The organism is Synechococcus sp. W4D4, from assembly GCF_047716805.1.
In the GTDB taxonomy this organism is placed as follows: domain Bacteria; phylum Cyanobacteriota; class Cyanobacteriia; order PCC-6307; family Cyanobiaceae; genus Vulcanococcus.
Genome location: NZ_CP180404.1, coordinates 558,844 through 583,170 on the forward strand (window position 1 = coordinate 558,844; position 24,327 = coordinate 583,170).

Genomic DNA, 24,327 nt, shown 5'->3' on the forward strand with positions numbered 1-24,327 from the left:
TTGGACTATGGATGTTTGCTAGGGCTAAACTGTTAATGTGCTTACGTCTGACTTCAGAGCCTTGCGCTGCCTGACTCGCTGGATGTCAGAAACAATCGAGCTGCCCCATTGATAGATATTCTGATCGGCCACTTGTTTTCTCATCTGAGTCATGCGCATGCGCCTTTCTCGCTCTGGCATCAAAAGCGCCCGCTGCATGCTCTGAGCCAGGGCCTCTACGGAATAGGGATTGACCAGTAGCGCACCCGTCAGTTCCTGCGCGCTGCCAGTGAATCTGCTGAGTACCAGAGTTCCATCACCATCAGAGCGAGAAGCAACGAACTCTTTTGCCACCAGATTCATCCCGTCGTGTAGAGAGCTGACGACACAACAGCGTCCCAAACGCAGTAGAGCAACGCGATCGATCAAACTTCGGTCTTCAATCTTTAGCTGAATCGGCCTCCATCCGCCGTCTGCCCAGCGTCGATTAATCTGCCTAGTCAATGCTTCAATCTCTTGACGAAGGATCCGATATTCACTAATTGTCCCACGTGAACTAACTAGTAGTTGGACAACTTGAAGTCGCCCTTTTAGAGATGGATCAAGTTGCAAAAGGCGATCAATGGCATGCAGTCTTTGCATTAAGCCTTTTGTGTAATCCAGTCGCTCCATGCCAACAATCAACAGCTGATCAGTTTCTAGGTTCAGTTCACTGATCCATTGCTTCATGCTTAAGTCAACCTCATCGCTTGCTCCAATCTCATTCCAATAGTCAAAGTCGATACTGATTGGGTAGCTGCCAACAAGTGTTCGATGGCCGTTTTGTGAGACTTGTTCTTGTTCTAGATCAACCCGCGCTTCGACTAGCCGGTCAGCTGCATCAAGAAAGTTGTGCGCGTGGGATTTGCTCTGGAATCCCAGTAGATCATTCCCAAGTAATCCATGTATGAGTTCATCGGCGTAGGGAAATGTTCTTAACACCTCTCGGTTTGGCCAAGGTACGTGCCAAAACTGAACGGTAATTAGATTTGGATTTGCTTCACGCAGTATCCGTGAGACAAGGCTTAGGTGATAGTCCTGTATAAAGACCAAGGCTGGCTTTCCTGCGGCCTCTTCAAGAATCACCTCAGCAAAACGCTGATTAACTTCTCGGTAGACTTGCCAGTGGTGATGCTCAAACAAGGGTGCTACAAATGCAACATGGCAAAGAGGCCATAATCCGCGGTTAGACAAATTTGAGTAGTAGTCTTCGACTTGAGCTTTGCTAAGCCATACGCGCCGCAGGCGATACTGAGGCATATCTGGTGGAACATTTACGGCATCTTTTTCATCGACTGTGCAACGATCGGCATTTCCGCTTCCATGGGCAATCCACGTCCCACCCGTTGCTTCAGCGAATGGCTCTAATGCGGTAACCAAGCCGCTGGTCGGGCGATTGGCTTCAATCCATCCATTGTCGCAATGAGAATGGACCCAAGGTTCTCGATTGGAGACCAACAACATCGGGAGCTCTCCGAAGCTGTTCTGTAGTAACTCCTGAAGTTGTTGTCGTGTGCAGTGATTGGTATTATTTGATTCACCGATACTCATCGGCACATTCGTGGACTGCATGAATATCAGGTGGATGCCTTCTTCATGATGGTCTTGTTTTCAAGACGAGGTCTGTCGCTCCTCACTTAAGCCGCAGTTCCTCAGCGTTATCTGTGCAGACCAGTACTTCCAGTGATGCTTTTTGACCGTGACCTACCGCACCTCCGCCTCCCTTCACAAGATCTCGAATGATTCACTGGTCCTTCGTCTGCCTACGACCGATGGACTTGCACTTGTTCTTTACCTTGGAGTGATGCTTGACGGACTGATCGAGTGAAACCTTGTTAATTGCACAAGTTAAGGCACCGCGCTAATACGGCTACACGAACCAGCTCAGATCCGCTAATCCTTAGCTTCTGAGCAATGATCTTGCGATAAGTCGCTACGGTATTCTGTGAAAGTTCGAGTGATTGTGCGATCTCCTTGTTGACGCGTCCTTTACCTAGCTCACATAACAGGCGCAGTTCTCTTGGAGCCAGTCGACTTAGTTCTTCTAGATTAACCTTTGCCTTTATTTGTTTGTCTAGGTGTTGAGCTGCATTCCATCGTCGAAGTTCTTCGTTCAGCTCATTCCATCCCTTTGATTTGTCAACGACCCCTATTGTAAAAGGGAGAAGCTTGACGGGAATGTCTCGTTGTTCTCGAGTTGTGCTGATAAAAATGATCCGCCCCGATGGATTCGTCTTAATGAGTGCTTCTGCTACGTGTTTCGAATCGATGCCTCTCGATATCCACTCGCTGATCAGCAGGTCTGGCTTTTCATGTTCGATCCAAGTGATGGCGGATTCTGTATCCGTGAACAGTTCCAGCACATGGAAGTCCCATGCTTCAGCAAGAAGACTCCCTAGCGCAAGGCACATGGTGTTCTCGTGGAGAAACAGTGCCTTCAATGGGTTCTACAGCCTTCTATATCCTTTCTACATCATGGCCGGCTGACGTTTTCCTGGGCGCGATGCTTCACTTCATCGCCCTGTCTGCGTTCTTGGCATTCTATGTCTGCGGTGACACACTCATGGGGTCCTGATTTTGGGACGTGTCCCTTGTGCGGGACTTGAGATTTAGGCCGAGATTCGCCGAGGGTTGGATCAACGACCCCTGGGGCATGAGCCAACGTGTTGAAACCATCCGTCATGCGCTCTAGCCAGCGACTATCGATCACCCTTCCTCATTTCTTATTTGAAGCGCTTGTCCGCCGAAGTGATGCCGAAGGTCGTTCGTTGAGCAATCTTGCGGCCTATCTCCTTGAGAGCAGCCTGAGTGGCGTTAAAGGACCTTCCGCCTTACCAATGTCTTCTGGATCTCGACCGCAACCAAAGGGAACAAGCTCAGTCCGCTGATCACAAGCCATAGATCGACTGGTAGTGGCCCAGTTCCGAGGGCTGCTGACCCCACACCCCAGTTCATCATCCAAACGTGGAGTGCGAAGCCACCGGCTGTACCCGCTACGACCACCGGTGAGTGCCAGGGCGGATCCTGGAAGACGGACTTTCTTTCCAGTCTGCTGTTACCGGCTTGCACCGTCTCAAACATGACCATCTGAAGCAGTAATGCGTTCCGCGCCTGTTCGACACCCCAGCCGTGTTTCAGTAACTCAGAAAATAAAATAAATCCGACTCCACCCATAACGACAGCCGCAAGCGCAGTGCGTTTGATTAGCAGCCCATTAAACACCGCTTCCTGCGGCGGCCTGGGCCTTCGTTTAAGCACATCTCCCTCTTCCGGTTCGAATGCAAGAGCAACATCTTGGATCCCATTGGTGACGAGGTTCAGCCATAGCAATTGAACTGGAAGAAGTGGTAGTGGGAGCGAGAATCCAACGGCTAGTGCGAGTACTGTGATTTCTGCTGCGCCACAAGACACAAGAAGGACGATGACCTTTCGAACATTGTCGTAAGCAATTCGCCCTTGTTGGATTCCATCTACGATTGATGGAAAACCATCATCAAGCAGGATCAAATCAGCCGCATCACGCGCAACGTCTGTTCCTGCACGTCCCATTGCGATGCCGATTTGAGCTGCACGGAGGGCCGGAGCATCATTCACACCATCCCCCGTTACCGCAACGAATTCACCAGCTTTCTGTGCTTGCTCAACCAATAAGAGCTTTTGATGTGGGGATACCCTTGCATAAACATTAGCTCGAGAGACGATTCTTTTTAGGCTTTCTGGACTGGCTGTCTCGATTTCAGCCCCAGTGACGACATCAAGGGTATTTTTGATGATCCCTAATTCCTTCCCAACGATTCCTGCAGTCGTAGGGTGATCTCCCGTGACGATCCAGACTCTGATACCGGCCTGGTGGCATTGATCAATGGCTTCCTTTGCCCCTCTGCGTAGGGGGTCTCTTAATCCGATCACACCCAATAGCTGTAAGTTCCCTGGTTCAGAAGGTGTTGTCTCTTCTAGGGCACTCTTACTGGTGGTTCCTGAAGCTAGGGCGAGTACTCGTAGTCCTCGATTCGCTAGTTCTTCAGCTGCCTCAATTCCCCACTGTGCCTCTGGCTGACACATTGGGATGATTCTCTCAGGCGCTCCTTTGACCGCCACCATGACTTCCCCATCATTTCTTTGGTGAAAACTTGCTGCATAACGCTGCTCCGGTTCGAAGGGAATTGTGTTGCACTGCGGCTGCTCAAGCAACTCCTTCTGCTTTGATACACCGAGTTCAATTCCCATGATCAACAATGCTTGATCAGTCGGATCTCCACGCCCTTCCCACCAGTCGTCCTTTTTATAAACCTCGCCCTCATTACAGAGTACAGCGCAGCGAGCTATCGGAAGTAATCTCTCCAGCTGTCTGGGATTTTCTCTTTTTTCTTTCTGGTGAAGATCTAGTCTAATTGGAGGCTCTCCCCTTAATACTACCTCTTGAACTGAGAGTTGATTGTAGGTCAGTGTTCCTGTTTTATCACTTGCAATTAGGGTGCAACTTCCAAGACCTTCTACGGCGGGAAGTCGACGGACAATCACCTTCTGTTTTGCCATTCGATGGCTTGCTACCGATAAGGCGACCGTTAATGCCACCGGTAATCCTTCAGGGATAGCGGAGACCGCTAGAGCTACTGCCAGTTTTAATGCCGTTAAAAGGTCTGTTCCCCCTTGAGCAATCGATAGCCAGCCAACAGCAGCGGCAGAGATGATCACGAATACACCAACTCTCTTACTGAAGAGATCCATGCGAACCACAAGAGGTGGTTTTCCTGGTGGCACGGTTTGAAGATCTGATGCGAGGTCTCCAACCTCGGTTGTTTTACCGGTTGCTACAACGACTCCAAGTCCTCTCCCCCGACTGACTGTTGTCCCTGCATAGGCCATGGTGCCCCGCTCAGCCAGGGGGGTTTTCGCTGCTATGAACCCTTTCGCCCTTTTTTGTACCGCTCCTGATTCACCAGTTAGTAGCGATTCGTCGATTTCAAGATTGTGGCTATCGACCAACCTCACATCGGCGGGAACGACTTGACCGCTTTCGAGCCATATTGCATCACCAATCACAAGACTTTCTGAATTGAGTTCAACCTTCTTTCGATCACGTAAGACGATTGCTTGCACTTTGATCAATTGGCGTAGTGCAAAGCAGCGAGCATGTGCTTTCCATTCCTGCAAGCCACCTATGACTGCATTGACGGCTACCACTGCACTGATCAATAGTGCATCTTTCTCGTCTCCTACGATGGCAGAGAGTATGGCTGCCACGCCAAGGACAGCAATGAGCGGACTCTTCAGCTGTCGTAAGAGTGTGTGTATAAGGTTCGGTGATGCAGGTTGAGGTAAGACATTGGCTCCTGTCTCCTGCAACCGTCTTGTTGCTTCTTGAGTACTCAGTCCCTCAATGCTTGATCCAACTAACTCCCAGACCTTATTGGCATCGATGGCATGCCAGGGACTTTCTGCGTCGCTAATCTTCATTCTTGTTGTGTCTGTCTGACTTCTCCATACATTGCAATAATTGCTCCGTAAATGGGCTTTACCCTTTGAGTCAGACTTTCGACCTCATCCTCAGTATGTTTTGTTTTCCTTGAGTGTTCGAATATATCTTCTAATTCACGCTTGAGTTCGGAGATTCTGACCGTATAACATCCTGTTGTTATGCGGATGGGTTCTTCTTTGCTCACAAACATCTATTGATTATCGTCTTGCATTCTCAGTGATTGCCTTTGACTGAAGTCTCCAGCTGTTTTCACCTGTGACTTCAAACAGCATTTGCCTTACCCCTGCATGCATCTCACTGCCATCCGACATTCCTTTTAAATAACCAGCGAGAAACCACAGGGTTTGAGCCGCATCGTCCCCATTTAGGAGTTCCTCAAGGCTCTGTCCTTTGAACCCCACTTCCCAGTCACCAGCAGTCATGGCAATCTCATTGCGTGTGGAACCACTACTTTCTTACCCCCTAGGATCTGTTTGTGACCTTTGCAGCATTGATGCGGCAAATGTGCTTAGGCGAAGGGAAATACGCTTTTGATTTGTTGGAACACGCCTTGATTGGTCATCAGCTCGGTTGCTAATCCAATAACAAAGCCCAGCATCGCCAAGCGCCCGTTCCATCGTTCAGCTTGTTCGGTCCAACCCCAGTTGATTTTCTTGTTCATGTCCATCATGTATTGACCTACTCATGCAAGCTGCTTCTCGCGTCTGTGAGAATTCATTTCCCCAAATTGCTGCTGAATGGGTGCTAAGTGCTGCAGCTGTTATCGCGCTCCGATCCGCCCCTCGAGTGCTTGCTCCAATAGGTGAGCACACAGGTTGCTCAGGCTCCGCCCCTCCTCTGCAGCGATCGCACGCAGTTTTTCGTGTGTATTACTGCTGACGCTGACGCAAACCCGTGCTGTCCGGGCTCCGCTCATCGAAGCTTCCACAGCGTCCGAGCGCGCACGATCCATTGACCTGAGACCCAGTCTACATAGCCTATAGATTCAAGCGTCTCTTCTGGGTGGTTCAAGGGCCTTTAGCCGGTTTTCCAGCTCCTCCAGGCGCGATTCAACGTCCCCCATGACCTCCAACCCCAAATCACGCCGTACCAAGCGGGTGATGTAGGCCGTAGTGCTGATGCCCAAGCTGTTCGCTCGTGCCTTGATCTGCTCCAGCAGCTCTGGTGGCAAAACCATTGACAGTTGCTTGCGTGTCATCAGCTTTGCCTAGAGCGTCTCTGGGTTGAACTCGCTGCGTTCTGCATCACTTTGCCACACCATGCGGCTCGATGGGGCCTTGCTGCTCTGGGGCCGGCTTCATCGGATCCTTCGATTCGGTTCGAGTTGCACGCCTATCTGATTGATTGCATCCCTACTTAACCCAGTTACTCCAAGCGGCTTGAGCAATTCTCCGATCTGCCTCATAACTGATGCTCTTTGATCTTTATCTCTATTTCTTTTCTGGTAGGTCTTATTGATGTCCCTAAAGTGTTTTTCGCTTGCTACCTATTGCCACATTGAATATTTCCTCAGTGTATTTTATCTTTTGCGCTATTTGATGCGCGCTCGGTGCATTTCCTTATCTTGATCCTTTCGCGATAACTCATCTCTTTGTTCGCCAGTTCATTCTTAGCTGCTTTCTTGTTGCGGTAATTCTGTGCTTTATCGGCTGCACTTTCTTCCCTCCGCTGACTGTCATTTCTTAAATCGGATTGGTCATAATCCTACGATGAACCATCAGCACTGCCAGACATGTTCCTATTGGGATCAAGCCAATGGGCTGCAAAACTCTAATCTTGGTAATCTTGCACCATGTACTCGTCATGCACCAGCTCACTATCGTATGGAGTCAATAGAAATTAGTAATGGAGCGCGCAACTTCTCCTCCATTTCCTCTGATCTTTTTTCTGCAGACTTTCAATTGCCGATAGCCTTTTGGCCGCATACCTCTGGCAACCAATGCTGCGGTGATTACACGCCCTGCGATCTTGATGAGTCTCTCAGACGAACTCGCACTCAATCAGCACCACTGATCTGATCCTAGCCTTGAAGGCAAAACAGTGGTTTTAGCCGAGCGATTGGCCGTGCAAGTCCTACTTGCTCGGCCAATTCATCCGCCCCTGCTCCATATGGTGCACTGGAGAGTGCGAGCTCTTCTGATTGATCGACTCCACACAGAATGGTTGTATGTGAGCCCATTGCTCCCCCGAGAATCAGTGGTCGTCCCATTGACTCGTATTCCCCATTTTCTGTGTAGTGCGATGGACCATTGGCATGTACAGCACCCCTACGCCAAATCCATAGATCTACGCTGTCATGACCAATGACATGCTGCTCTCGCTTGTAGCTATTCGAGGACATATCAACAATATTTGTGATTTGACTATCAGGCCATATACTCCCAATGGCTTCTCGTACGAGATGAGTTAATAGCTGTCGATAAGCTGCAGCAGCATTGAGACAGGCATGCATTGACCCAAGTAGTTCTTTGCCGTGTTGAGACTCAATGGGCTGCCATAGGTCTTTTCCGAGAATCACTGTTTCTTCGCGACATATCTTTTGACTCAGACCTGCCGATCCGGCCTCAATCAAAACGAGTACATCTGCTTCCCCTAAACCTAATGCGTTTAACCGTTCTAGATCAAAGGTCTGATCTATCACTTGTATCTCTAGATGATGATTTCCATTGCCAATATGACTGAGTCGATCCTTAAATGCCATTTTTGCCTGTGCCGAGATTGCCCCCGGATCGGCGTATTGCATTCTTCCCAGATCTTCGCATCTTACTAGATCTTCAAGGTATCCAATTCCCTGTTCTGTTATCCAGTGAGCCCCATTTCTCAATAGACGTTCGATCGAGTCCATTCCATAGTTCTCAAATCCTCGATTCTTCAGGCCTTCTACGATTCTAGTCTCTAGTACATGAGCTAATTTCTCCCTCTCTTCTTCCACTACATCACGTTTGAGATTTGTTTTTAGAAGGCGACTCCCCCAGGCATTATCAATTTCGATAGCACCAGGTCGAATGAGTGATTCCCTTCCCTTTCTAAATGCTGCGACATATCCATAGAGCGAACCAAACCTCCTATGCGTGTTGGGCATTAACACCACAGGTGTCATTAGCCCTGGCAAACCTGCAATCTCGCATGCTTCTTCAATTAGGGACTCATCAAATGTCCTTAATCGTTTTTCAGAACCCAGAAATCTAATAGCTACATTCATCCTATCCCTTGGTTCCAAGACCCATTGCCAGTTCTGATATTGTTGCCACTCTCCTTTTGGTCCCTTCACAAATCTCTGCCTCTGTTCTTCATTCATCTCGTCTTTACCTGTCTATCCATCTTGTTCTTATTAGCTCTAGCTTCCTACCTTCTTCACCAATAATGCCGTACATCTGATCCAGTTTTGCTTCTCACTCTGTTATCTGCTTTTCTTGATTCTACCTTTCGTTGGCACTTAGCAACATACAAGCTTTCTCATGGACCTCGCAAAATGGGAGCCCCTTACCGACATTCAGTCCATCCTTGATCGAACCCTGAGTTGGCCTGGTGTCAGGATTGCTTCACCGAGTTCACTTGATATCGGCCCACGGGTTGATATCTTTGAAAGCGATTCTCAGTATCAAATCAAGGCTGATGTCCCCGGGCTTCAAAAGCAAGATATTACTGTCAGTCTTTCAGGTAATCGACTAACGATTCAGGGTGAGCGTACGCTCGAAGATCGTGAGCTTCGACCCCGCTTCCATCGTCTTGAGAGAGCCTATGGCAGTTTTTGCCGCAGCTTCTCTTTGCCAGACGATGTCAACACCGCTGAGATCTCGGCCACTTGTGAGCATGGCGAGCTAACGGTCACCATCGCTAAGCATGATGTCTCTCAAATCGAGGAGGACCGTCCGGTTCCAGTCAACTAGATCCTTCAGCTAATCCTAACCGCCTACATTACGTAGGCGGTTCTTATTGGCTTAGCATTCTTACAACCTGATTACGTCCATTGCCTTTCGCTAAGTCAAGTGCATCCTGACATCGCTTTAATATCTCAAAAAACGAGTTATCGGTTGTCGACATATTGGTCAAACCGCCACTCATTAATGGTTGATAGTCCGAATGATCAAAGACACCTTTCTGCTCTTCTAAGACTACTCTTATCCTCTCTGATAACTCGAGGCATGACTCCATCTCTCTGTCTAGCATTAAGACAGCAAACTCGTTATCACCAACTCGGCCAAATAAATCACTTTCCTCGAGTAAGGACTTTACCGCACTACAGATTTCCTTTAATACCCGATTCCCCGCCTCATGTCCCCATCGATTGTTGATTTGACCAAAGTTATCGATGTCAAATAACAGTAGGCTTAGCCCTTTCCCTTTGTCTTTCGCTTCTTGCGTCTCGATCTTTGCAAGTTGCAAAAAGCTCTCTCTGTTGAATACTTCAGTCAGTGGGCAGATCAAGGCCTTGCGCCTTAACTCCAGTTCACGTATTACCAATTGAGCTAATAATTCTAAGATCCTGACTTCTTTCTCGTTCAGTTCTCGTTCCTTGTTATCGACAATGCACAGCGTCCCCAAATTGTGACCTCTAGTTGACTTCAGTGGTGTTCCTGCATAGAAGCGTATATACGGTGAGCCTGTTACAAGTGGATTTTGTCTGAAGCGATAGTCGACTTTTGCGTCTGGAACGATCAGAGACTTGTCCTGATTGATTGTGTAAGCGCAGAATGCTACTTCTCTCGGCGTTTCTGTCACATTCAATCCGTTACTAGCCAAAAACCACTGACGTTGCTGATCCACCAAAGATATCATTGTTATTGGAGCATCAAAAACTTCTGCGGTCAGACTCACAATCCGCTCGAAATTCTCATCATGGTTTGTGTCTAGTACCCCATGTCTTCTTAGGTCTCGGAGTCTTTGTTCCTCGTCTTTTGGTACTGGATAGCTCGCTGCCCTCATGGTCATTCTTCCTCTGCCGCAGCTCTTCTTTCTTCCATCCTTATCTTGGCGTTTACCACACCCAGCTTCTTCTTTTCTTCTTTCTGTTCTCTGCCTTTCAATGACTGTTCTTCTTTTTTGCCTGTTCTAATCTCTTTGCTCAATCCTGCCTGAAATCTTGTTTTACTATCTATCCCCTTCCTCCTCTCTTTATCCCCTCTTGCTTCTCTGTGGCACATATGGTCTATCTCTCTACTATTCTCTTCTAAAATCTGTAGTCTTTCGTTCCTGGCACTTTTCTCTTCCCTTCCCCTGGACCTCGTCCCACATCCCGAGTGCCTCGGCATCCCCTTGGTGAATCTGGACTCTGCCTTGAGTGCAGTTTTTGCCTGAATCATATTTGTTTCTCCGTTACTCTATAGATAGCTGACTCTTGCGGTTATGAACCGCTTTTCGGTAGATCTGCTCAGTATCTGCTGCATATCCTCCTCTCATCTAGTTCTTACGACCTTCCATTCTTTTCTTCTCCCTTTTTCTCGGCTTCTTAATCACATGAGATTCCTTCATCCTCCTTTGACCTCCCCCTTTTTCTCTCTTGGTTCACAACTCCATGTCACCTGATTCATCCTTCCCCTATGCCTCACTTCGCTTCATTGTTCCCTCTACCTTCTGCAGCATGCTGCGGATCCGTCCTGCTTTTGACTCTGTTCTCTGTATTTTGACCTCTCTAAAGCTTCTATTCTCATGATTGGTAGGGGAGACCTTCCAGTTCACCAATCCTCTCATTCTCCATTTTCCTATGAATGACCGCGTTCGTGTGCTCCAGCGTCAACCACGCCGTATTTCTATTACCTTGAGCTATCACGTTCATGAGGAACTCTTAAATCGATCCGAGGAGGAAGGACGTTCTGTATCCAATCTCTGTGCTTTTCTTCTCGAAGACGCTCTGCGTGACAGCCACAAGCAATCACTGCCTGCTCAACCGCTTGCCCAAGCTACGAGTAATAAGTTTGAGCGTGGTGCTCCTAACGCCTACCGTCGTCTCTGACCCTTTCCTTTTAGCCTGTGGCCCCAAGGAGTTAGACATTCTTTGGGGCTTTGGCCTGTTCACTCCAGGTTGTCAACTCTGGATTCAGCATGGGCATAATCTTCTTCCTCAATTTGATGAGCGCGTAACGTTCGAGGCGCTGCACTTGGTCTTTTGAGCGACCCATCAGCTTTGCGACATCAGCGTAGGACCGTTGTTTTTCTTCCCCATAACGCAGCCTTATCACATCAAACTCTGGTGCTGACAGAATCTCCATCTGATCGTGCATCCAGGTGTAGTCTTCTTCGATTTCTGGCCCAATCCCATCTGACACTGTATCGAGTAAGGTCATCGACCCATCTGAACTTGAAAGCTGTTGATCGAGTGACACAGTGTTGCCACGATAGTTTACTGTCAGCGCGTGCAAGATTCTCTTGGACGATTCACCTAATGCTCCCGCCAGCTCCTCCAATGTCGTCCCATCCTCACTTACGCTCTGAGCCATGTGAACCTTTTGCGCCAGGTTAGTCAGCGTTGGAGGTATCCGCATATTTCCACTATGTTCTTGCAAGTGTCTATTAATTGACTGCCTTATCCACCAGTACGCATATGTAGAAAACTTATATCCCCGACTGGGATCATATTTCTCTGATGCTCTCAGCAATCCTAGGTTTCCTGCCTGAACAAGATCCATCGGGTCATGACCGTATTGACTTAGCCGTCTTTTGTATTTCAGGCAGACAGTCACCACCAAACGCAAATTTGCTGTGACAATCCTATTCATTGCTCTCTTCCCTCTCTTCTCTAACGAGCGCGAGGGTCCGTCTGTCTCCTTCCACTCCTTCACAATTAAGCCGAGATGAATCTCCTCCTGCGCCGTCAATAACGGTACCCTTCCAATCGTACGTAGATAGTCCCCGAAGGTATCGCCCATGATCTGGTTAAAGGCTGGCTCTTAGCTTGCCTTCAATCTTCCGTTCTTTTCCATCGCTGCAGCTCAGTTGACCTTTGAATGCCTCAACTTGCAGCGCAGGACATTCCTCATCTCTAGTTCTTGCAGGTCTCCATGACCGATAAGTATCAGTTCTCTCTGGCCTGCTCAGTACCACTTGCCACAGCTGACCTTGTCGCGATCTAAAAAAACCTGCACAACTCAGTAGGTAGAACTTCCAGAATCGGTAGCCTCGATCGTCAAGAACCAAATCTTGGTTTTGTTTTGATTGAAGTAGGTTTTCATGCCAACAGCGCAAGGTCCTTTCGTAGTCGGTGCCGAAGCTTTCCCAGTCTTCAATGATGAACTTCTTCTCTAGTCCTTTGCAGAGATCCACCGCTGATGGAAGTCGGCCCCCAGGAAAGACATAGCGATCAATCCACTCATCCGTCCGGTGCGTTGTCTCGATTGAACCAATTGTGTGGATGAGTGCCAATCCCTCCGGTCTTAAGGCCTTGCTGACCACGTTACAGAACCTTTTATCGTTCAGCCTTCCTACATGCTCATACATGCCAACCGAAGCAATCTTGTCAAATGGCTCCTCACCTAAGTCATTGAGATGCCGATAGTCACATACCTTGACCCTGATGTCTTGCCATGTCGTTCGCTCCTTGAGATATGCAGCCTGCTCTCTCGACACTGTTATTCCAGTGACTCTTGCTCCGTAGTTCTCGGCTGCATGTTTCGCCAGTGAGCCCCATCCGCATCCCAGGTCTAATAGCCTTTCACCTTCTTTCAACTCTAGTTTCTTGCATATCAACTCTAGTTTTGCTTCTTGTGCTTGGTCTAGGCTCTTTGCATTACGCCAATAGCCACAGCTGTAGGCCATCGTTTTCCCTAGCATCGCTCTATATAGCTCTGGATTGATGTCGTAGTGCTGGCTCGTTCTTTGACGTGTTCTTTCTTCTGACTGCTGATTGACAAGTCTCTCTTGCACCCATCTCCAGCCTTCAGTTGTTCTCGTCCACCAGCTCAAAGGTCGATTCGCCTTAGCCCTTAATAGACGGTTAATCAGTTCGCAGAGATCATCACAGTCCCAGTCTCCATCCACATATCCATCGCCAAACCCCAAGGACCCTCGACGTAGGATCTCCCCATAGAGTCTTGGGTTGTTGACCTGAACATCCCACGGCCGTCTTCCATTGAAATGGACATCTGCAGCCTCAGTAGCTGATGTCAGTGCCAAGGGAATCTTCATGGCCATTTCCGATTGATATTAACTAACCTCTATTTTCGGAACTGCGTTCGCCTTGTTTCAGATCTGCTGCAGTTTCAGCGCAGCATTAGGTCTTCGACGGTCTTCCCTGCAGCTCAGTCGTTCAGCTTTTAGCTCTCTTTGTTTCTTGGATCGTTTTGCATTCACTCCTCTGTTCACTTATCGGCATCACTAGTTGATGTTCCTGTCCTTCTGTTCCTTCTATTCGGTGCACCCTTCTTGGTGCTTATCTGCTGCACCGTGATTGACTGTCATTTCCTTCATTAGATTGATTTGCTTCTGTTCTCTTTATGGCGGCTTTCTCTTCCGTCCCTTCAGTGGTGAAGGCCCTTCGTCATGAATTGAATTCTTTAAGTGGAGCTCCCACCCGTTTTGGTTATCTCCGCCTTCTGATCCTTTTACTTACCCTGGCTTTAGGCACATTCCTTTATTGGGTCCCTCATTTCTTATTGCTTCGTGCCATTGGCTTATTTCTAATTGCAGCTGCAGTAACTTTTTTGTTGATTGCAAGCCATGAGGCATGTCATGGAACACTGCTCGGGTTGCCTGCTCTTGAGTTTGTTTTCTCATTGCTGATTGGGTGGCCCATGGCTTGGCCTTCCTCCAGTTATCGCCTCCTTCATCTTCGCCACCATTCTTGGAATTCCATCGATCCCCGTGACCCTGAACGTGTCCAGCCCCTCCCAGGCACGTTGGGCTCGCTTGGTTGGAAGGCTCGTCATCCTCTGTGGTGGCATGTGTTCGTCCTTGGCGGTATCGGTCTGATTGTTCATACATTTCATGCTTCCTTCGTCTTGCGCTCAACTGATTTTCGTTTAAGCCGATGTCTGTTCGTTGACCTCGCCGGTATTGCCGTCACACAGGCTCTATTCCTTGCTCTCGCAACCTACCTTCACTGCCTTCCCCAATATCTCTTTTCATGGATTGTTGTTGAACGTCTGGCTGGCGGTTTCCTTCAGCTACGTGCTCTTATCGAGCATTGGGGTTTAGCCGCCAATTGCCCTCATCCCATTCTGACGCAGCTCTACGCTTCAAGCACCATTCATGTCCCTAATTGGGTCAACTTTTTCATGGGTGGCCTTCCTTATCACAGTGTCCACCACGCTTTCCCTGCGATTCCTGCCTCTGCTCTCCCTGCTGCGACCCGTCGAGTGGAAGCTCTAATTGCTTCTTACCAGCTCCGGCCTCTGCCGACTTATCCAAGTTATTGGGCTGCCATCCGCACTTTGGCTTGATGTATTTCGACTTCGTGATTGCTTCATCGCTTAATGCTCCCTAGCGTTGAAGATCTAATACCTCATCCTGGCTACTTCTATTCTTCTTCTATGATCTGTCTTGCATCGTCCAGTTTGGTTCATTAATTCTTAGGCGAATCAACTCCTGGCCCCTTCACATCTTTCTGGGGGGCGTACGCCCTTTGACCCCAGATGGCGATGTCTCAGTTCGTGCCCTTGTAGTTGGCGAAAGGTATCGGCCTTTCCACCCTTCCTATAAAGCGCCCTGGCTCCGTGGACGACAGCAAGCTCTCTCTGCTGCATCTCCCACCCCTGAGTTGGCTGCTCAGGCTCTACCACGGGTTCATTCGGCAGTCCCTCGCCATCCAAATTCTTCAGGGCCTTGTCGCGGGACTCCTGGCGGGACGCCTGCTCCCGCCTCCACTGCTAGGGCCCCTTAGCCCCGTTGGAGATGGCTTTCTGCGTCTTTTTCAGATGCCGGTCTTGCCTTTTCTGAGCGTTTCTTTGATCGCTGGTGTCGGTCGTTTGCACCTGGCTCAGGCCAGCCGCCTGCTCGGCCGTTCGGCCCTGGTCCTGATCAGTTTTTGGGCTGTCGTACTTCTTGCGGTCCTCCTCGTGCCCGTTGGGTTCCCGAGTTGGCATGACGCTTCGTTTTTTAAGCCAAACCTGCTCCAGGCCCCGAAACCTCTCGATCTCACTGAACTCTTCATTCCTGTCAATCCCTTTGCAGCCTTTGCTGATACCCAGATCCCGGCTGTTGTTTTGTTTTCACTCGCCCTTGGGATCGCACTGATTGCCGTACCCAAACGGCAACCATTGATTGATGTCTTTGATCGGATTGCCGACGCCCTGCTTGGGATCTCTGCGTTTGTGGCTCGTTTTACCCCGGTTGGTGTCTTCGCCATCCTTGCGACGGCCACTGCATCCATGGAGAGTTCACAGCTACCACGCCTGGCTGTTTATGTCGTTTTGCAGGGCGGCATCGCTCTTCTCATGGCTGGTCTTGTCTTGCCCTTGGTGATTGCGGGTGTGACGCCGATTCCCGCGCGTCAGCTTTTGCGCCGGTTCCGAACTCCACTCACCATTGCATTCGCCACAGCGAACATGCTCGTGGTCTTGCCGATGCTGGTCGAGCTCTCTAAACAACTCCTGTTTGAAGCCCGTGCTGCCCTGGCGAGTCCAGGGGTCAGTGATCAGGAGATCAAAGATCAGGTCGACCTTCCTGTTGAGGTCCTCGCCCCCCTTGCTCTGGTGTTTCCAGATATGGGTCGCCTGCTCTCTCTCGCTTTTGTTCCCTTCGCGGGCTGGCTCACCGGTAACGCCATCAGCTTCCAGGAGATGCCCGGCTTTCTGCTCACTGGCTTGGCCAGTGCCTTTCTTGAGGGGATCTTGGCCATGACCTTTCTCCTGGACCGTATGGGCTTGCCCAGTGATTTGGTCCAGCTCTACATCGCGATTGACCAAGTTGCAGTGGCTCGCCTCGGCACCTTGCTGGCCTGCATGAGTGTCATCGCCTTGGTGATCATCGGCACCTGGGTTTCCCTGGAGGGCTTCCCGAAGCATTTCAACCGTCTTCTGCCGGCCGCAACGGCCCTGGCGGTTCTCCCTGGTTTTGTCCTGTTGAGCCGTGCCAGTTTTCAATGGCTACCCAAGCCTGGCAATAGCGACCGTGATCAGTTGATGCACCAGGGTTTTGCCCTGGCCAAGGGCCGCGCTTCGGTCGTGGATGGATGGTCCCCTGTTGAGCGGCCCGGCAATTGGCAAGCCATTCGACGTGCCAGGGCGATTCGCTACTGCGTCCACGAGCAGGACTACCCGATGTCGTATCGCAACGCTGCTGGCGATCTAGTCGGAGCCGATGTGGAGATGGGCATGCTCTTTGCCAAGCAGATGGGCCTGAAATCCAGCTACGTGCTGATTAATCGCGTCGGTCAGCAGAACCAACCCCGTCCTGACACCCTCGAGGCCCTCGAGCGCGGCTACTGCGACATGAAGCTTTCGAGTGATGTCATGGCTCCGATGGATGCGGCCCGTACCCGCTACACCGATTCCCACCTGACCTATGGCGTTGCCCTTTTAATCAAGGGATCAGCCCTCAGTAGCAAACGTGCCTGGAGTGATCTGACCGAGCTCAAGGGTCTGCAGGTGGGCCTCGCTTTTGACGATCCGTTTCTGTTGCGCTTGGTGAGTGGTTGGTTGCCGCAGGCGAAGTTCATCAGTTCCCAAGGAACTCCTGAGCTGCTTGAAGCCCTGCAGGCGGGGCGGCTGGATGCGGTGTTGGTGACTGCACAGCAGGGGGCGTCCTGGAATGTTCTGCAGCCGAACCTCACTCTTCTCGTACCGCAGCCGTTGAGAAGCCTGCCGGCAGCTCGCCAGTTGCCGTTGGGAAGCGAGCCCTTGGCGGGAGTCTGGAATTCCTGGCTGCGCTTCCAAGACATGGACGGGACCCGCAAGGTCGTCTATGCCCATTGGGTTGAAGGTGTCGAGCTGCCGAAGCGTTAGGGGTGCCGCTTGCAAAGCACGGGAAACCGTCTTCTTGGACACGCCCAAGGGGCGTAACAAGGCTTTACACTTGCTACACGTTTCGTAACGACGTCTCCAATGGCTGACTCCAATTCCCGTTTCGGCTTCGTCAACTTCGCTGAGACCTGGAATGGCCGCCTGGCCATGATGGGCTTTGTGATCGGCCTGGCCACCGAACTGCTGACCGGCCAGGGCATCCTGACCCAGATCGGCCTCGGCTGATTGCCGTCCTCATCGGCATGACGAAGCCCCCGGCGCTCAGCGCCGGGGGCTTTTTGCTGTCTGGAGCGCCCGCTCAGGGCTGCCAGTCGGCAGCCGGGGGCTCCTTGTCGCTGTCCTTGAGGGACGGGAAGAGCTCGCGGATAGCCGTCGTCAGGGTCGAGCGGGCTTCCTGGCGGAAGGCTTCGGCGGCATCGGACGGCAGGACTGGGTAGCTGGTCTCGTTGTTGCCGTCACCGCGCAAGGGTTTCCAGCTGGTCTTCTCGTTGCGCTTGAGCTCCTCGAGAACATCGACGAAGCCGAATTGGCTGACGCGGCCTGCGGCAGCTGCCTTGCTGGCGAGCTGCTCGCGAATGGCGATCAATTCCTTGGCCTTCAAGGTGTCGGGTAAGCCCAGGACCGGCTGGTAGTAATCGATGGCCCGCAGCTCTTCCTGCAGCAGGATCGGCCAGGCGGCCAGTTCCGCTTCACCCAGGCCCGCGGCGTTGTCGCTTGTGGCCATGGCATCGCGGTAGAAGGCAAGCCAGCGGTAGTAGGACTTGTCCTGAAGCTTCTTCTTCTCGGCTTTGCCGGTGACGATCTTCGGCAGGGCGGCTTCGGCCTTGCGCAGGAAGATGCGGTCCTCCCGCTCGAGGTTGATGGCGCCCCAGCGATGGCGGTATTCCCAGAGCTCTTCGTACTTACGGCAGTCTTCGGGGCTCCAGCCCAGTTCCTTTAGCTCGCCGGACCGGTGGTTCTCGCTCGTCTGCACGCTTTGATGCTTGGCTTTGGGTCACCCTAGGCCGATAGGGTCAGGTCAGGCAGGCCTTCCCATGACAGACCCCTCTCAGCAACTGGATCTTCAGGCGGTCGATGGTGGTCCGATCGGGGTCATGATCTGCGGCCACGGCAGCCGCAACAAACAGGCCGTGACCGAATTTGCCCAGCTGGCCGAGGGGCTGAGACGCCACCTTCCGGATGTTCCGGTCGAATACGGCTACCTGGAATTTGCCCGCCCGATCCTGCGCGACGGGCTCGACAGCCTGCGGGCCCAGGGGGTCAAGCGTGTCCTGGCGGTGCCCGGAATGCTCTTTGCCGCCGGCCACGCCAAGAACGACATCCCTTCTGTTCTCAATAGCTACGCGGCTGAGACCGGGCTGCGCATCGATTACGGCCGGGAGCTGGGGGTGGATCTCAAGATGATCCAGGCCGCTGGCGCCCGGATCCGGGAAGCCCTCGATGGGGCCAACACCCAAGCCGAGGTGCCCCTGGCGGAGACCCTGCTGGTGGTTGTGGGCCGCGGTTCTTCGGACCCCGATGCCAACTCCAACGTCTCCAAGGTGACGCGGATGCTGGTGGAGGGCTTTGGCTTTGGCTGGGGCGAGACCGTCTACTCGGGCGTCACCTTCCCCCTGGTGGAGCCCGGTCTGCGCCACGTGGTGCGCCTGGGTTTCAAACGGGTGATCGTCTTCCCCTATTTCCTCTTCTCGGGGGTTCTGGTCAGCCGCATCCGCCAGCACACGCAGCTGGTGGCGGCCGACCACCCCGAGGTGGACTTCGTGGATGCCTCCTACTTAGGGGATCACCCCTTGGTGATCGACACCTTTAAGGAGCGGGTCGAGGAGGTCGTCCGCGGCGAGACCCAGATGAACTGTTCGCTTTGCAAGTACCGCGCCCAGGTGCTGGGCTTTGAGACCGAGGTGGGCGCCCCGCAGCAGAGTCACCACCACCACGTCGAGGGCCTGATCGAGGGTTGCACCCTCTGTGAGCTCGAGTGCACCGGTGCCTGTCAGCCCGATGGCATCCCCATTCCTCTGGGGCATCACCACCATCACGACCACGACCACGACCACAGTCACGATCACAGTCACGATCACGATCACGGGCATACCCACAGCCCCTATCCCCACGCTGAGCACCCCCTGGGTCCGCGCACCCTCTACAAGCCGCGCGCGAAATCGGAAGAAAACCCCTCGATATGACCCTGCTCAGCCGTCTCGGATCCATGCGGGTCCCACGAGACTGGCCCGAATAAGCCCTGCTTATCATTTCCGTGTTTCCCCAGGGCTTTCGCCTTTTCCCCAGGGAAAAGCGATGTTTTCCACAGCTTGCGCGACCTGCATGCTTGCGTTAGTGCTGTTCCTGGGGATTGCGTGGTTTCGTTCGCTGGCCGCTTGACAGCCCGCCGAGACTGATTAGTCGACGCTTTGAGCGGTCCGAGAATCAATCTGAGACCCCCGTCTGGGGCTGCTGTCTCAGTCTGTCTCTCCCGACGTTGTCGCCTTTGACACGCGCTTTGACGGGGGCTGTCGCTTTGTGGCTTGCTGGTGGGCGTCAGAGGAGTGAATTGTTGGAGCGCAGCCGCTTGGATCACCAGGGTGTTGATGGCCTGCAGGCCGTTGGTGCACAGCACAAGCCCGAGCGGAAGGCCTCCGGTCACCCCTTGTTCGGTGAAGACCAGAACAGGGCCCACCTCAGCCGCTGCCTCAAGCAGCCTGAGTCCGTTGCGGCTGAGCCCGAGCCAGGGCCCGACCCAGAGCAGCCCCAGGGTGCCCCGCGGATCAGCCTGGAGGCAGAGGTTCCTGAGGCCCTCTTCGATGGGATGAAGGCTTTCTTGAGCAACCGTCCTGACTGGGATCAGTACCGGGTGATCACCTCGGCCCTGGCCGGGTTCCTGTTCCAGAACGGCTGCAGCGATCAATCCGTCACCCAGCACTATCTGAACGGTCTCTTCGTCAGCGCCGCCGATTCCTGAGGTCCGCCTCAAAGATCCCCGCGTTTCAGTGCCGCTGCGGCGTGGTCACAGGCCCTCCAGGTGAGGGCCATTTCTGTGAGCGTTGGGCTCTGCCAGCCCGCACTGGGCCAGCAGCTGCCGTCGGTCACCAGCAGGTTCGGGGTGCGCCAGAGCTGGTTCCAGGGGTTCAGCACGCCCTGCTCTTCCCGCTCGGCCATTGGCGCGCCCCCGAGTTCATGGATGTAGTACCCCGGAGGCGCAGCCCCCGGTGAGAGGGCCAGGCTGCCCTGCACCAGCGGTTCAATCAGTGGCATCACAAAGAGATCCGAGAGCGGCTTGATCTGCCCCCCCGCAGAGCGGACCACCGCCTGCATCCGCTCTCCCATGTGCGTGACCATCGCCTGCTCGTTTTCGCCCCAGCGGCAGTCGATGTGGGCAATCGGGATCCCCCAGGCGTCCCGGCGCTCCGGGTGAAGGCTCACTTGGTTATGGGCTTGGCTCAGGACCTCGCCATGGCCGATCAAGAAACCCACCGCACTGCCCCGCTCGCGCAGCAGCAGTTGGGGTGGATCAAAGCGCTGGATGCCGCACCAGAGCCCATAGCCCCGCTTGAATTGTCTCGACTCCAGGGTGTTGGGGATGAAGCAGCTCCCCGCACCGGAGAGTTCGCTGCTCCCAGGGGCCGGCTGATCGGGGATCGAGAAGAAGCAGCTGCGGGAGATGTGATCCATCAGGCCCAGCCCGAGCTTGCCACTGACGTCCTCCAGTCCGCTCTGCTGTTGGGAGTGGAGCAGCAGCCTGAGGCTCTCGATCGTGCTGGCGCAGAGCACCACCAGGGGCGCCTCGGCGCTGAAGTGCACCCCGCTGTTTCGATCGATGGCCTCGACACCTTTGGCGCGGCCGCTGGCGCGATCGATCAGCACGTGGCTGACCACGCTGTTGCTGCGGAGCTCCACCCGGCCGCTGGCCAGGGCGATCGCTAGGGCGCCCCCTTGGGAGCAGGAGCGCGGCCAGGGTGCCCCGTTGTTGCGGTGCAGCTCAAAGCCGCGGGACTGGATCAAGGGAAGGTCCAGGTCCCGCTGGATGGAGCGTCCCAGGTGTTCCTCGGCAGGCGTCAGGGGCAGCGGGGCTTGGAACTCCCCATCGGGAAGCTGAGCCAGGCCGTCCCGATGCCCCTTGACCGCCAATAGGGTCTCCAGCTGGGCGTACCAGGGGGCAAGGTCGCTGTGGCCGATCGGCCAGTCCATCCCATGGCCATCCCGGCTGCTCCCCTTGAACTCGTAGTCGGAGAGCCGCAGGGTGATGCCTCCCCAGGTGAGGCTTTTGCCCCCCACTTGTCTCCCCCGGGTCCAGAGGAAGGGCCGATCGCCGGGGGTGGAGTAGGGGTTGCGCTGCTCATCGACGAACAGTTCCGGGTTGGCTTTCCAGTAGCCCGGGTGATTCGCGGCGATGCGCTGCCGGCCACTGCTGATGTTGCTGAGGCGTTTAAGGCTGTTCAGCGGCTCGCTGCCAAAGGCCCGCTTCGCGCTCAGCTCCGGGCCGGCCTCCAGCACCAGAACCCGCATGCCCGCTTGGGCTAAGGCCATGGCTGCCACCCCTCCGGTGGCCCCGGAGCCGACGACGATCGCGTCAGGGTTGCTTGAAGCCATCATGGTTTCAGCCATTAAAAAAGCCCCGGCGCTTCAGAGAAGGCCGGGGCTTTTGGAGTTGGTGGCGGGGGGCGGATTTGAACCACCGACCTTCGGGTTATGAGCCCGACGAGCTACCAGACTGCTCTACCCCGCGGCGTCCCAGAAACCTTACAGCACAGCGGATCCCTCCGGCAATGGAGCCAGGATGGATGGAGCCGTTTTCTCCCATGGCGCTGCACCTCCTGCTGGATTCGGCCGACCCCAGCGCCTGGGATCACTGGTTGCCGACCTCCCTGTTTGCCGGGGTGACATGCAACCCCACGCTGCTCAAGCGCGCGGGGCAGCCCTGCAGCCTGGAGAATCTCCGGACCTTGGCTGAGCGGGCCCTGGCCCATGGTGTGCAGGAATTGCACCTGCAGGCCTGGGGGACCGACCTGGTGGGCTGCGGTCGCGCCCTGGCCCAGATCGCCCCGGATCGGATCTGGGTGAAGCTGCCCATCACTCGGCCTGGCCTGGAGGCAGCTCGAACCCTTCAGCAGGAGGGCTGCCGGATTACCTTCACCGCTTGCTACGAACCCCAGCAGGTTCTCTTGGCGGTTGCCCTGGGGGTGGACTACGTCGCCCCCTACCTCGGGCGTATTAGCGATTTGGGCCGTGACAGTCACGCTGAGCTGATTCAGATGCAGCGCTGCATCGATGCGCTCGGTTCGACTCTGCGCCTCCTGGTGGCCAGCCTGCGCAGCCCTTCAGACCTGCCGCGTCTGGCGGCCGAGGGACTGAACACCTTCACCATCAGTCCAGCCATCGCCGAGGCGCTCTTCAGCGTTGAGGCCACCGAAGCTGCAGCGGCCCAGTTCGAGCTGGACGCGCTCTAGTTGCCGTTATCGAAGCGCAGCTCGCCGCTGACCTCGAGCTTGACCGCGGGGTTGGGGACCAGGAACTGAGCGCTGAGCTCCTCCAGGGTGAGAGGCGTGAGCCACTCCAGTTGTTGCATTAGGTGCAGGGCTACCGCCTGCTTGGCCCGCCGGGCTCCGTCTTCCACCTTGATTGCTAGTCCCAGGCCTTCGCCAACGCGACTAAGGCACTGGATTCCTTCGGCTCCACCCTTGCTCAGCACCTGGCCATGGCTGCTGCGCATCACGGCGGTGTCAAAACGCCCCTCACCGGCGATCAGATCGGGGTGGGCCAACATTGAGCGCGACAGGCGCTCCAGTTCAGGGTGCTGACCGGATCCGAGATGGGCAAAGAGCAGCGCCATTTGGGCTAGCTGCAGTTGCAGGGTTGGTGCCCCGCAGTCATCGCGGGCGGTGATCAGCTCCGCGGCGGGCATCCCCAGGAGTTCTCCGACGCGCTTGAGCACCTGTTGCTGCAGGGGGTGCTCGATCTGGAGGTAGGTCTCCAGTGGCCATTGCATCTTGCGGCAGGTTGCCAGAAAAGCGGCGTGCTTGCCGGAGCAGTTGTGCTCGAGCGGACTCTGCCTGCCCGCGGGGGTGGGGCACTGCAGCTGCTCGCTCTCGAGGTCGGCCTTCCAGAGGATCTTGAAGGCTTCGCGGGCCTGGCCGGCTTCACCGCCATGGGAGGCACAGGCAATCGCAAGGGCGCGGTCGTCGTGCTGGCCGAGATCGGCTGCTCCACTGCTGACAAAGACCTGAGCCTGGAATGGCTTGAGGGCTGAACGGATAAAGCTCAGTTGCTGCGGATCTCCAGCCCGCATCAGGACGCGGCCGCGCTGGTCGCAGACCACGGCGTGGACGCGGTGCAGCGATTCGCCAATCCCATTGCGTTTTAGGCGCACCTCGAGGGGTGGCACCCCAGGACGGCTGCCGAAGCTGCTGGAGAAGGTCATGTCAGAGAGCCTGACAGAGTCCGGTCGAGAGCAACAGCAGTCCTGCGGTCGTGGCCAGGGCCAGCTGGATCTTGCGCAGCACCGGTTTGACCTCGTGGGTGGCGACCAGAAGATCCTGTTGCCGCCAGGCCAGCGGTTTTTCCCACACCTGACCGTCGTACCAACCCGATTCCTCGTACTCCACCTGGGTGGAGGTCAGGCGTCGCAGCACGGTTCTCCATCCCAGCCATTGGCGGGTGAGCATGAGCAACGGCACCACGCAGGCCCCAGCGGCACCCGCGGCGGTCAGCGCTGCTGGATCGTGGCGTAGCTGAAAACTGCCGGTGGCGAGATAAAGCGTGAGCGGCATCGCAATCAGCCAGCTTTGAATCAGCGGCTGGGCGATGTTCTGCTGGGCCCAGGCGAAGAACAGGGAGTTCTGCAGCTCCTTGTACTGCTCCAGCGGGCGCTGCTCTGGGGGGACCGGACAGGGAGTGCTGTTACTCAGCCCTTGGGAAGGATCGCTGCCAGCCATTGAGTGTCCG

At 54.1% G+C, this 24,327-nt stretch carries 25 protein-coding genes and 1 tRNA gene; 9 read left to right on the forward strand and 17 right to left on the reverse strand.

Annotated elements, in window-relative coordinates; genetic code table 11:
- Positions 1 to 24: 24 nt before the first annotated feature.
- Entirely contained in the window at positions 25 to 1,590 is a 1,566-nt protein-coding gene (locus ACLM42_RS03140) for an alpha,alpha-trehalose-phosphate synthase (UDP-forming) (RefSeq protein WP_415399692.1), read from the reverse strand.
- Between the two features lie 263 nt (positions 1,591 to 1,853).
- Positions 1,854 to 2,459, reverse strand: coding sequence for a LuxR C-terminal-related transcriptional regulator (locus ACLM42_RS03145; protein WP_415399694.1), 606 nt, complete (start codon positions 2,457 to 2,459; stop codon positions 1,854 to 1,856).
- A 240-nt stretch (positions 2,460 to 2,699) separates the two neighbouring features.
- Here ACLM42_RS03145 and ACLM42_RS03150 point away from each other — a divergent pair, with 240 nt between their 5' ends.
- A complete protein-coding gene (locus ACLM42_RS03150) occupies positions 2,700 to 2,906 on the forward strand; it encodes a ribbon-helix-helix domain-containing protein (protein WP_256463435.1) in 207 nt (68 codons plus the stop codon).
- On the opposite strand, the gene ACLM42_RS03155 is transcribed toward ACLM42_RS03150, so the two are convergent.
- From ACLM42_RS03155 to ACLM42_RS03180, 6 genes are all read right to left on the reverse strand, one after another.
- Positions 2,833 to 5,475 carry a cation-translocating P-type ATPase gene (locus ACLM42_RS03155; protein ID WP_415399695.1) on the reverse strand — a complete coding sequence of 881 codons (2,643 nt, stop codon included), beginning with the start codon at positions 5,473 to 5,475 and terminating at the stop codon, positions 2,833 to 2,835. The genes ACLM42_RS03150 and ACLM42_RS03155 overlap by 74 nt on opposite strands.
- 219 nt (positions 5,476 to 5,694) lie before the next feature.
- Complete coding sequence (locus ACLM42_RS03160; RefSeq protein WP_247911368.1) at positions 5,695 to 5,919, reverse strand: hypothetical protein; 225 nt, start codon at positions 5,917 to 5,919, stop codon at positions 5,695 to 5,697.
- 86 nt (positions 5,920 to 6,005) lie between these two features.
- Positions 6,006 to 6,158 (reverse strand): chlorophyll a/b-binding protein, encoded by a 153-nt coding sequence (locus ACLM42_RS03165; RefSeq protein WP_415399696.1) that lies wholly within the window; start codon positions 6,156 to 6,158, stop codon positions 6,006 to 6,008.
- A gap of 99 nt (positions 6,159 to 6,257) precedes the next feature.
- On the reverse strand, positions 6,258 to 6,449 hold the full coding sequence (locus ACLM42_RS03170) for a ribbon-helix-helix domain-containing protein (RefSeq protein WP_415399697.1): 192 nt from the start codon (positions 6,447 to 6,449) through the stop codon (positions 6,258 to 6,260).
- Between the two features lie 33 nt (positions 6,450 to 6,482).
- Positions 6,483 to 6,695: a hypothetical protein gene (locus ACLM42_RS03175; RefSeq protein WP_415399698.1), complete on the reverse strand. Its 213-nt coding sequence runs from the start codon at positions 6,693 to 6,695 to the stop codon at positions 6,483 to 6,485.
- Between the two features lie 822 nt (positions 6,696 to 7,517).
- Entirely contained in the window at positions 7,518 to 8,795 is a 1,278-nt protein-coding gene (locus ACLM42_RS03180) for an RtcB family protein (RefSeq protein WP_247911365.1), read from the reverse strand.
- A 160-nt stretch (positions 8,796 to 8,955) separates the two neighbouring features.
- On the opposite strand from ACLM42_RS03180, the gene ACLM42_RS03185 reads away from it, so the two are divergent.
- Positions 8,956 to 9,387, forward strand: a complete 432-nt coding sequence (locus tag ACLM42_RS03185; protein ID WP_247911364.1) for an Hsp20/alpha crystallin family protein — start codon at positions 8,956 to 8,958, stop codon at positions 9,385 to 9,387.
- Positions 9,388 to 9,430: 43 nt separating this feature from the next.
- On the opposite strand, the gene ACLM42_RS03190 is transcribed toward ACLM42_RS03185, so the two are convergent.
- Both ACLM42_RS03190 and ACLM42_RS03195 read right to left on the reverse strand, forming a co-directional pair.
- The gene (locus tag ACLM42_RS03190) at positions 9,431 to 10,315 is read right to left on the reverse strand and encodes a diguanylate cyclase (RefSeq protein WP_415399699.1); all 885 of its coding nucleotides are present in this window, start codon (positions 10,313 to 10,315) and stop codon (positions 9,431 to 9,433) included.
- Between the two features lie 110 nt (positions 10,316 to 10,425).
- Positions 10,426 to 10,800, reverse strand: a complete 375-nt coding sequence (locus ACLM42_RS03195; protein ID WP_415399700.1) for a hypothetical protein — start codon at positions 10,798 to 10,800, stop codon at positions 10,426 to 10,428.
- A gap of 401 nt (positions 10,801 to 11,201) precedes the next feature.
- Between ACLM42_RS03195 and ACLM42_RS03200 the strand changes: the two genes are divergently transcribed.
- Positions 11,202 to 11,450, forward strand: a complete 249-nt coding sequence (locus ACLM42_RS03200) for a ribbon-helix-helix domain-containing protein (RefSeq protein WP_247911361.1) — start codon at positions 11,202 to 11,204, stop codon at positions 11,448 to 11,450.
- A 31-nt stretch (positions 11,451 to 11,481) separates the two neighbouring features.
- Here ACLM42_RS03200 and ACLM42_RS03205 read toward each other — a convergent pair whose 3' ends face one another.
- Together ACLM42_RS03205 and cfa are read right to left on the reverse strand one after the other, a co-directional pair.
- Positions 11,482 to 12,363 (reverse strand): RNA polymerase sigma factor RpoD/SigA, encoded by an 882-nt coding sequence (locus ACLM42_RS03205; protein WP_415399701.1) that lies wholly within the window; start codon positions 12,361 to 12,363, stop codon positions 11,482 to 11,484.
- A gap of 7 nt (positions 12,364 to 12,370) precedes the next feature.
- The gene (cfa, locus tag ACLM42_RS03210; protein ID WP_415399702.1) at positions 12,371 to 13,618 is read right to left on the reverse strand and encodes a cyclopropane fatty acyl phospholipid synthase; all 1,248 of its coding nucleotides are present in this window, start codon (positions 13,616 to 13,618) and stop codon (positions 12,371 to 12,373) included.
- A gap of 308 nt (positions 13,619 to 13,926) precedes the next feature.
- Between cfa and ACLM42_RS03215 the strand changes: the two genes are divergently transcribed.
- The 3 genes from ACLM42_RS03215 (at position 13,927) to ACLM42_RS03225 (ending at position 17,616) form a co-directional block, all read left to right on the forward strand.
- Positions 13,927 to 14,871 (forward strand): fatty acid desaturase family protein, encoded by a 945-nt coding sequence (locus ACLM42_RS03215; RefSeq protein WP_415399703.1) that lies wholly within the window; start codon positions 13,927 to 13,929, stop codon positions 14,869 to 14,871.
- Positions 14,872 to 15,144: 273 nt separating this feature from the next.
- Complete coding sequence (locus ACLM42_RS03220; protein WP_415399704.1) at positions 15,145 to 17,373, forward strand: cation:dicarboxylate symporter family transporter; 2,229 nt, start codon at positions 15,145 to 15,147, stop codon at positions 17,371 to 17,373.
- 99 nt (positions 17,374 to 17,472) lie between these two features.
- Positions 17,473 to 17,616 (forward strand): chlorophyll a/b-binding protein, encoded by a 144-nt coding sequence (locus ACLM42_RS03225; protein WP_247911356.1) that lies wholly within the window; start codon positions 17,473 to 17,475, stop codon positions 17,614 to 17,616.
- 73 nt (positions 17,617 to 17,689) lie between these two features.
- Here ACLM42_RS03225 and ACLM42_RS03230 read toward each other — a convergent pair whose 3' ends face one another.
- The gene (locus ACLM42_RS03230) at positions 17,690 to 18,364 is read right to left on the reverse strand and encodes a hypothetical protein (protein WP_415399705.1); all 675 of its coding nucleotides are present in this window, start codon (positions 18,362 to 18,364) and stop codon (positions 17,690 to 17,692) included.
- A gap of 61 nt (positions 18,365 to 18,425) precedes the next feature.
- Between ACLM42_RS03230 and ACLM42_RS03235 the strand changes: the two genes are divergently transcribed.
- Positions 18,426 to 19,574: a sirohydrochlorin chelatase gene (locus tag ACLM42_RS03235; RefSeq protein ID WP_415399706.1), complete on the forward strand. Its 1,149-nt coding sequence runs from the start codon at positions 18,426 to 18,428 to the stop codon at positions 19,572 to 19,574.
- Positions 19,575 to 19,942: 368 nt separating this feature from the next.
- Positions 19,943 to 20,347 (forward strand): DUF2811 domain-containing protein, encoded by a 405-nt coding sequence (locus ACLM42_RS03240; protein WP_371820668.1) that lies wholly within the window; start codon positions 19,943 to 19,945, stop codon positions 20,345 to 20,347.
- A gap of 8 nt (positions 20,348 to 20,355) precedes the next feature.
- Here ACLM42_RS03240 and ACLM42_RS03245 read toward each other — a convergent pair whose 3' ends face one another.
- Complete coding sequence (locus ACLM42_RS03245; protein WP_247911353.1) at positions 20,356 to 21,975, reverse strand: GMC oxidoreductase; 1,620 nt, start codon at positions 21,973 to 21,975, stop codon at positions 20,356 to 20,358.
- Positions 21,976 to 22,034: 59 nt separating this feature from the next.
- Positions 22,035 to 22,111 (reverse strand) — tRNA-Met (locus tag ACLM42_RS03250).
- A gap of 73 nt (positions 22,112 to 22,184) precedes the next feature.
- Between ACLM42_RS03250 and ACLM42_RS03255 the strand changes: the two genes are divergently transcribed.
- A complete protein-coding gene (locus ACLM42_RS03255) occupies positions 22,185 to 22,832 on the forward strand; it encodes a transaldolase family protein (protein ID WP_415399707.1) in 648 nt (215 codons plus the stop codon).
- Here the strand turns inward: ACLM42_RS03255 and ACLM42_RS03260 are convergent.
- Positions 22,829 to 23,803 carry an asparaginase gene (locus ACLM42_RS03260; protein WP_247911351.1) on the reverse strand — a complete coding sequence of 325 codons (975 nt, stop codon included), beginning with the start codon at positions 23,801 to 23,803 and terminating at the stop codon, positions 22,829 to 22,831. The two genes, ACLM42_RS03255 and ACLM42_RS03260, sit on opposite strands and share 4 nt — an antisense overlap.
- A 1-nt stretch (position 23,804) precedes the next feature.
- Complete coding sequence (locus ACLM42_RS03265; protein WP_247911350.1) at positions 23,805 to 24,317, reverse strand: CGLD27 family protein; 513 nt, start codon at positions 24,315 to 24,317, stop codon at positions 23,805 to 23,807.
- Between the last annotated feature and the right edge of the window lie 10 nt (positions 24,318 to 24,327).

What these genes read in the sequence shown, in the direction of transcription:
- ACLM42_RS03165 (WP_415399696.1), bottom strand. Translation starts at nt 6,158, where the DNA reads ATGAACAAGAAAATCAACTGGGGTTGGACCGAACAAGCTGAACGATGG.
- ACLM42_RS03200 (WP_247911361.1), top strand. Translation starts at nt 11,202, where the DNA reads ATGAATGACCGCGTTCGTGTGCTCCAGCGTCAACCACGCCGTATTTCT.
- ACLM42_RS03260 (WP_247911351.1), bottom strand. Translation starts at nt 23,803, where the DNA reads ATGACCTTCTCCAGCAGCTTCGGCAGCCGTCCTGGGGTGCCACCCCTC.
- ACLM42_RS03155 (WP_415399695.1), bottom strand. Translation starts at nt 5,475, where the DNA reads ATGAAGATTAGCGACGCAGAAAGTCCCTGGCATGCCATCGATGCCAAT.
- ACLM42_RS03215 (WP_415399703.1), top strand. Translation starts at nt 13,927, where the DNA reads ATGGCGGCTTTCTCTTCCGTCCCTTCAGTGGTGAAGGCCCTTCGTCAT.
- ACLM42_RS03150 (WP_256463435.1), top strand. Translation starts at nt 2,700, where the DNA reads ATGCGCTCTAGCCAGCGACTATCGATCACCCTTCCTCATTTCTTATTT.
- ACLM42_RS03175 (WP_415399698.1), bottom strand. Translation starts at nt 6,695, where the DNA reads ATGACACGCAAGCAACTGTCAATGGTTTTGCCACCAGAGCTGCTGGAG.
- ACLM42_RS03185 (WP_247911364.1), top strand. Translation starts at nt 8,956, where the DNA reads ATGGACCTCGCAAAATGGGAGCCCCTTACCGACATTCAGTCCATCCTT.
- ACLM42_RS03140 (WP_415399692.1), bottom strand. Translation starts at nt 1,590, where the DNA reads ATGCAGTCCACGAATGTGCCGATGAGTATCGGTGAATCAAATAATACC.
- ACLM42_RS03245 (WP_247911353.1), bottom strand. Translation starts at nt 21,975, where the DNA reads ATGGCTTCAAGCAACCCTGACGCGATCGTCGTCGGCTCCGGGGCCACC.
- ACLM42_RS03235 (WP_415399706.1), top strand. Translation starts at nt 18,426, where the DNA reads ATGACAGACCCCTCTCAGCAACTGGATCTTCAGGCGGTCGATGGTGGT.
- ACLM42_RS03205 (WP_415399701.1), bottom strand. Translation starts at nt 12,363, where the DNA reads ATGGGCGATACCTTCGGGGACTATCTACGTACGATTGGAAGGGTACCG.
- ACLM42_RS03255 (WP_415399707.1), top strand. Translation starts at nt 22,185, where the DNA reads ATGGCGCTGCACCTCCTGCTGGATTCGGCCGACCCCAGCGCCTGGGAT.
- cfa (WP_415399702.1), bottom strand. Translation starts at nt 13,618, where the DNA reads ATGAAGATTCCCTTGGCACTGACATCAGCTACTGAGGCTGCAGATGTC.
- ACLM42_RS03180 (WP_247911365.1), bottom strand. Translation starts at nt 8,795, where the DNA reads ATGAATGAAGAACAGAGGCAGAGATTTGTGAAGGGACCAAAAGGAGAG.
- ACLM42_RS03170 (WP_415399697.1), bottom strand. Translation starts at nt 6,449, where the DNA reads ATGGATCGTGCGCGCTCGGACGCTGTGGAAGCTTCGATGAGCGGAGCC.
- ACLM42_RS03195 (WP_415399700.1), bottom strand. Translation starts at nt 10,800, where the DNA reads ATGATTCAGGCAAAAACTGCACTCAAGGCAGAGTCCAGATTCACCAAG.
- ACLM42_RS03265 (WP_247911350.1), bottom strand. Translation starts at nt 24,317, where the DNA reads ATGGCTGGCAGCGATCCTTCCCAAGGGCTGAGTAACAGCACTCCCTGT.
- ACLM42_RS03225 (WP_247911356.1), top strand. Translation starts at nt 17,473, where the DNA reads ATGGCTGACTCCAATTCCCGTTTCGGCTTCGTCAACTTCGCTGAGACC.
- ACLM42_RS03160 (WP_247911368.1), bottom strand. Translation starts at nt 5,919, where the DNA reads ATGACTGCTGGTGACTGGGAAGTGGGGTTCAAAGGACAGAGCCTTGAG.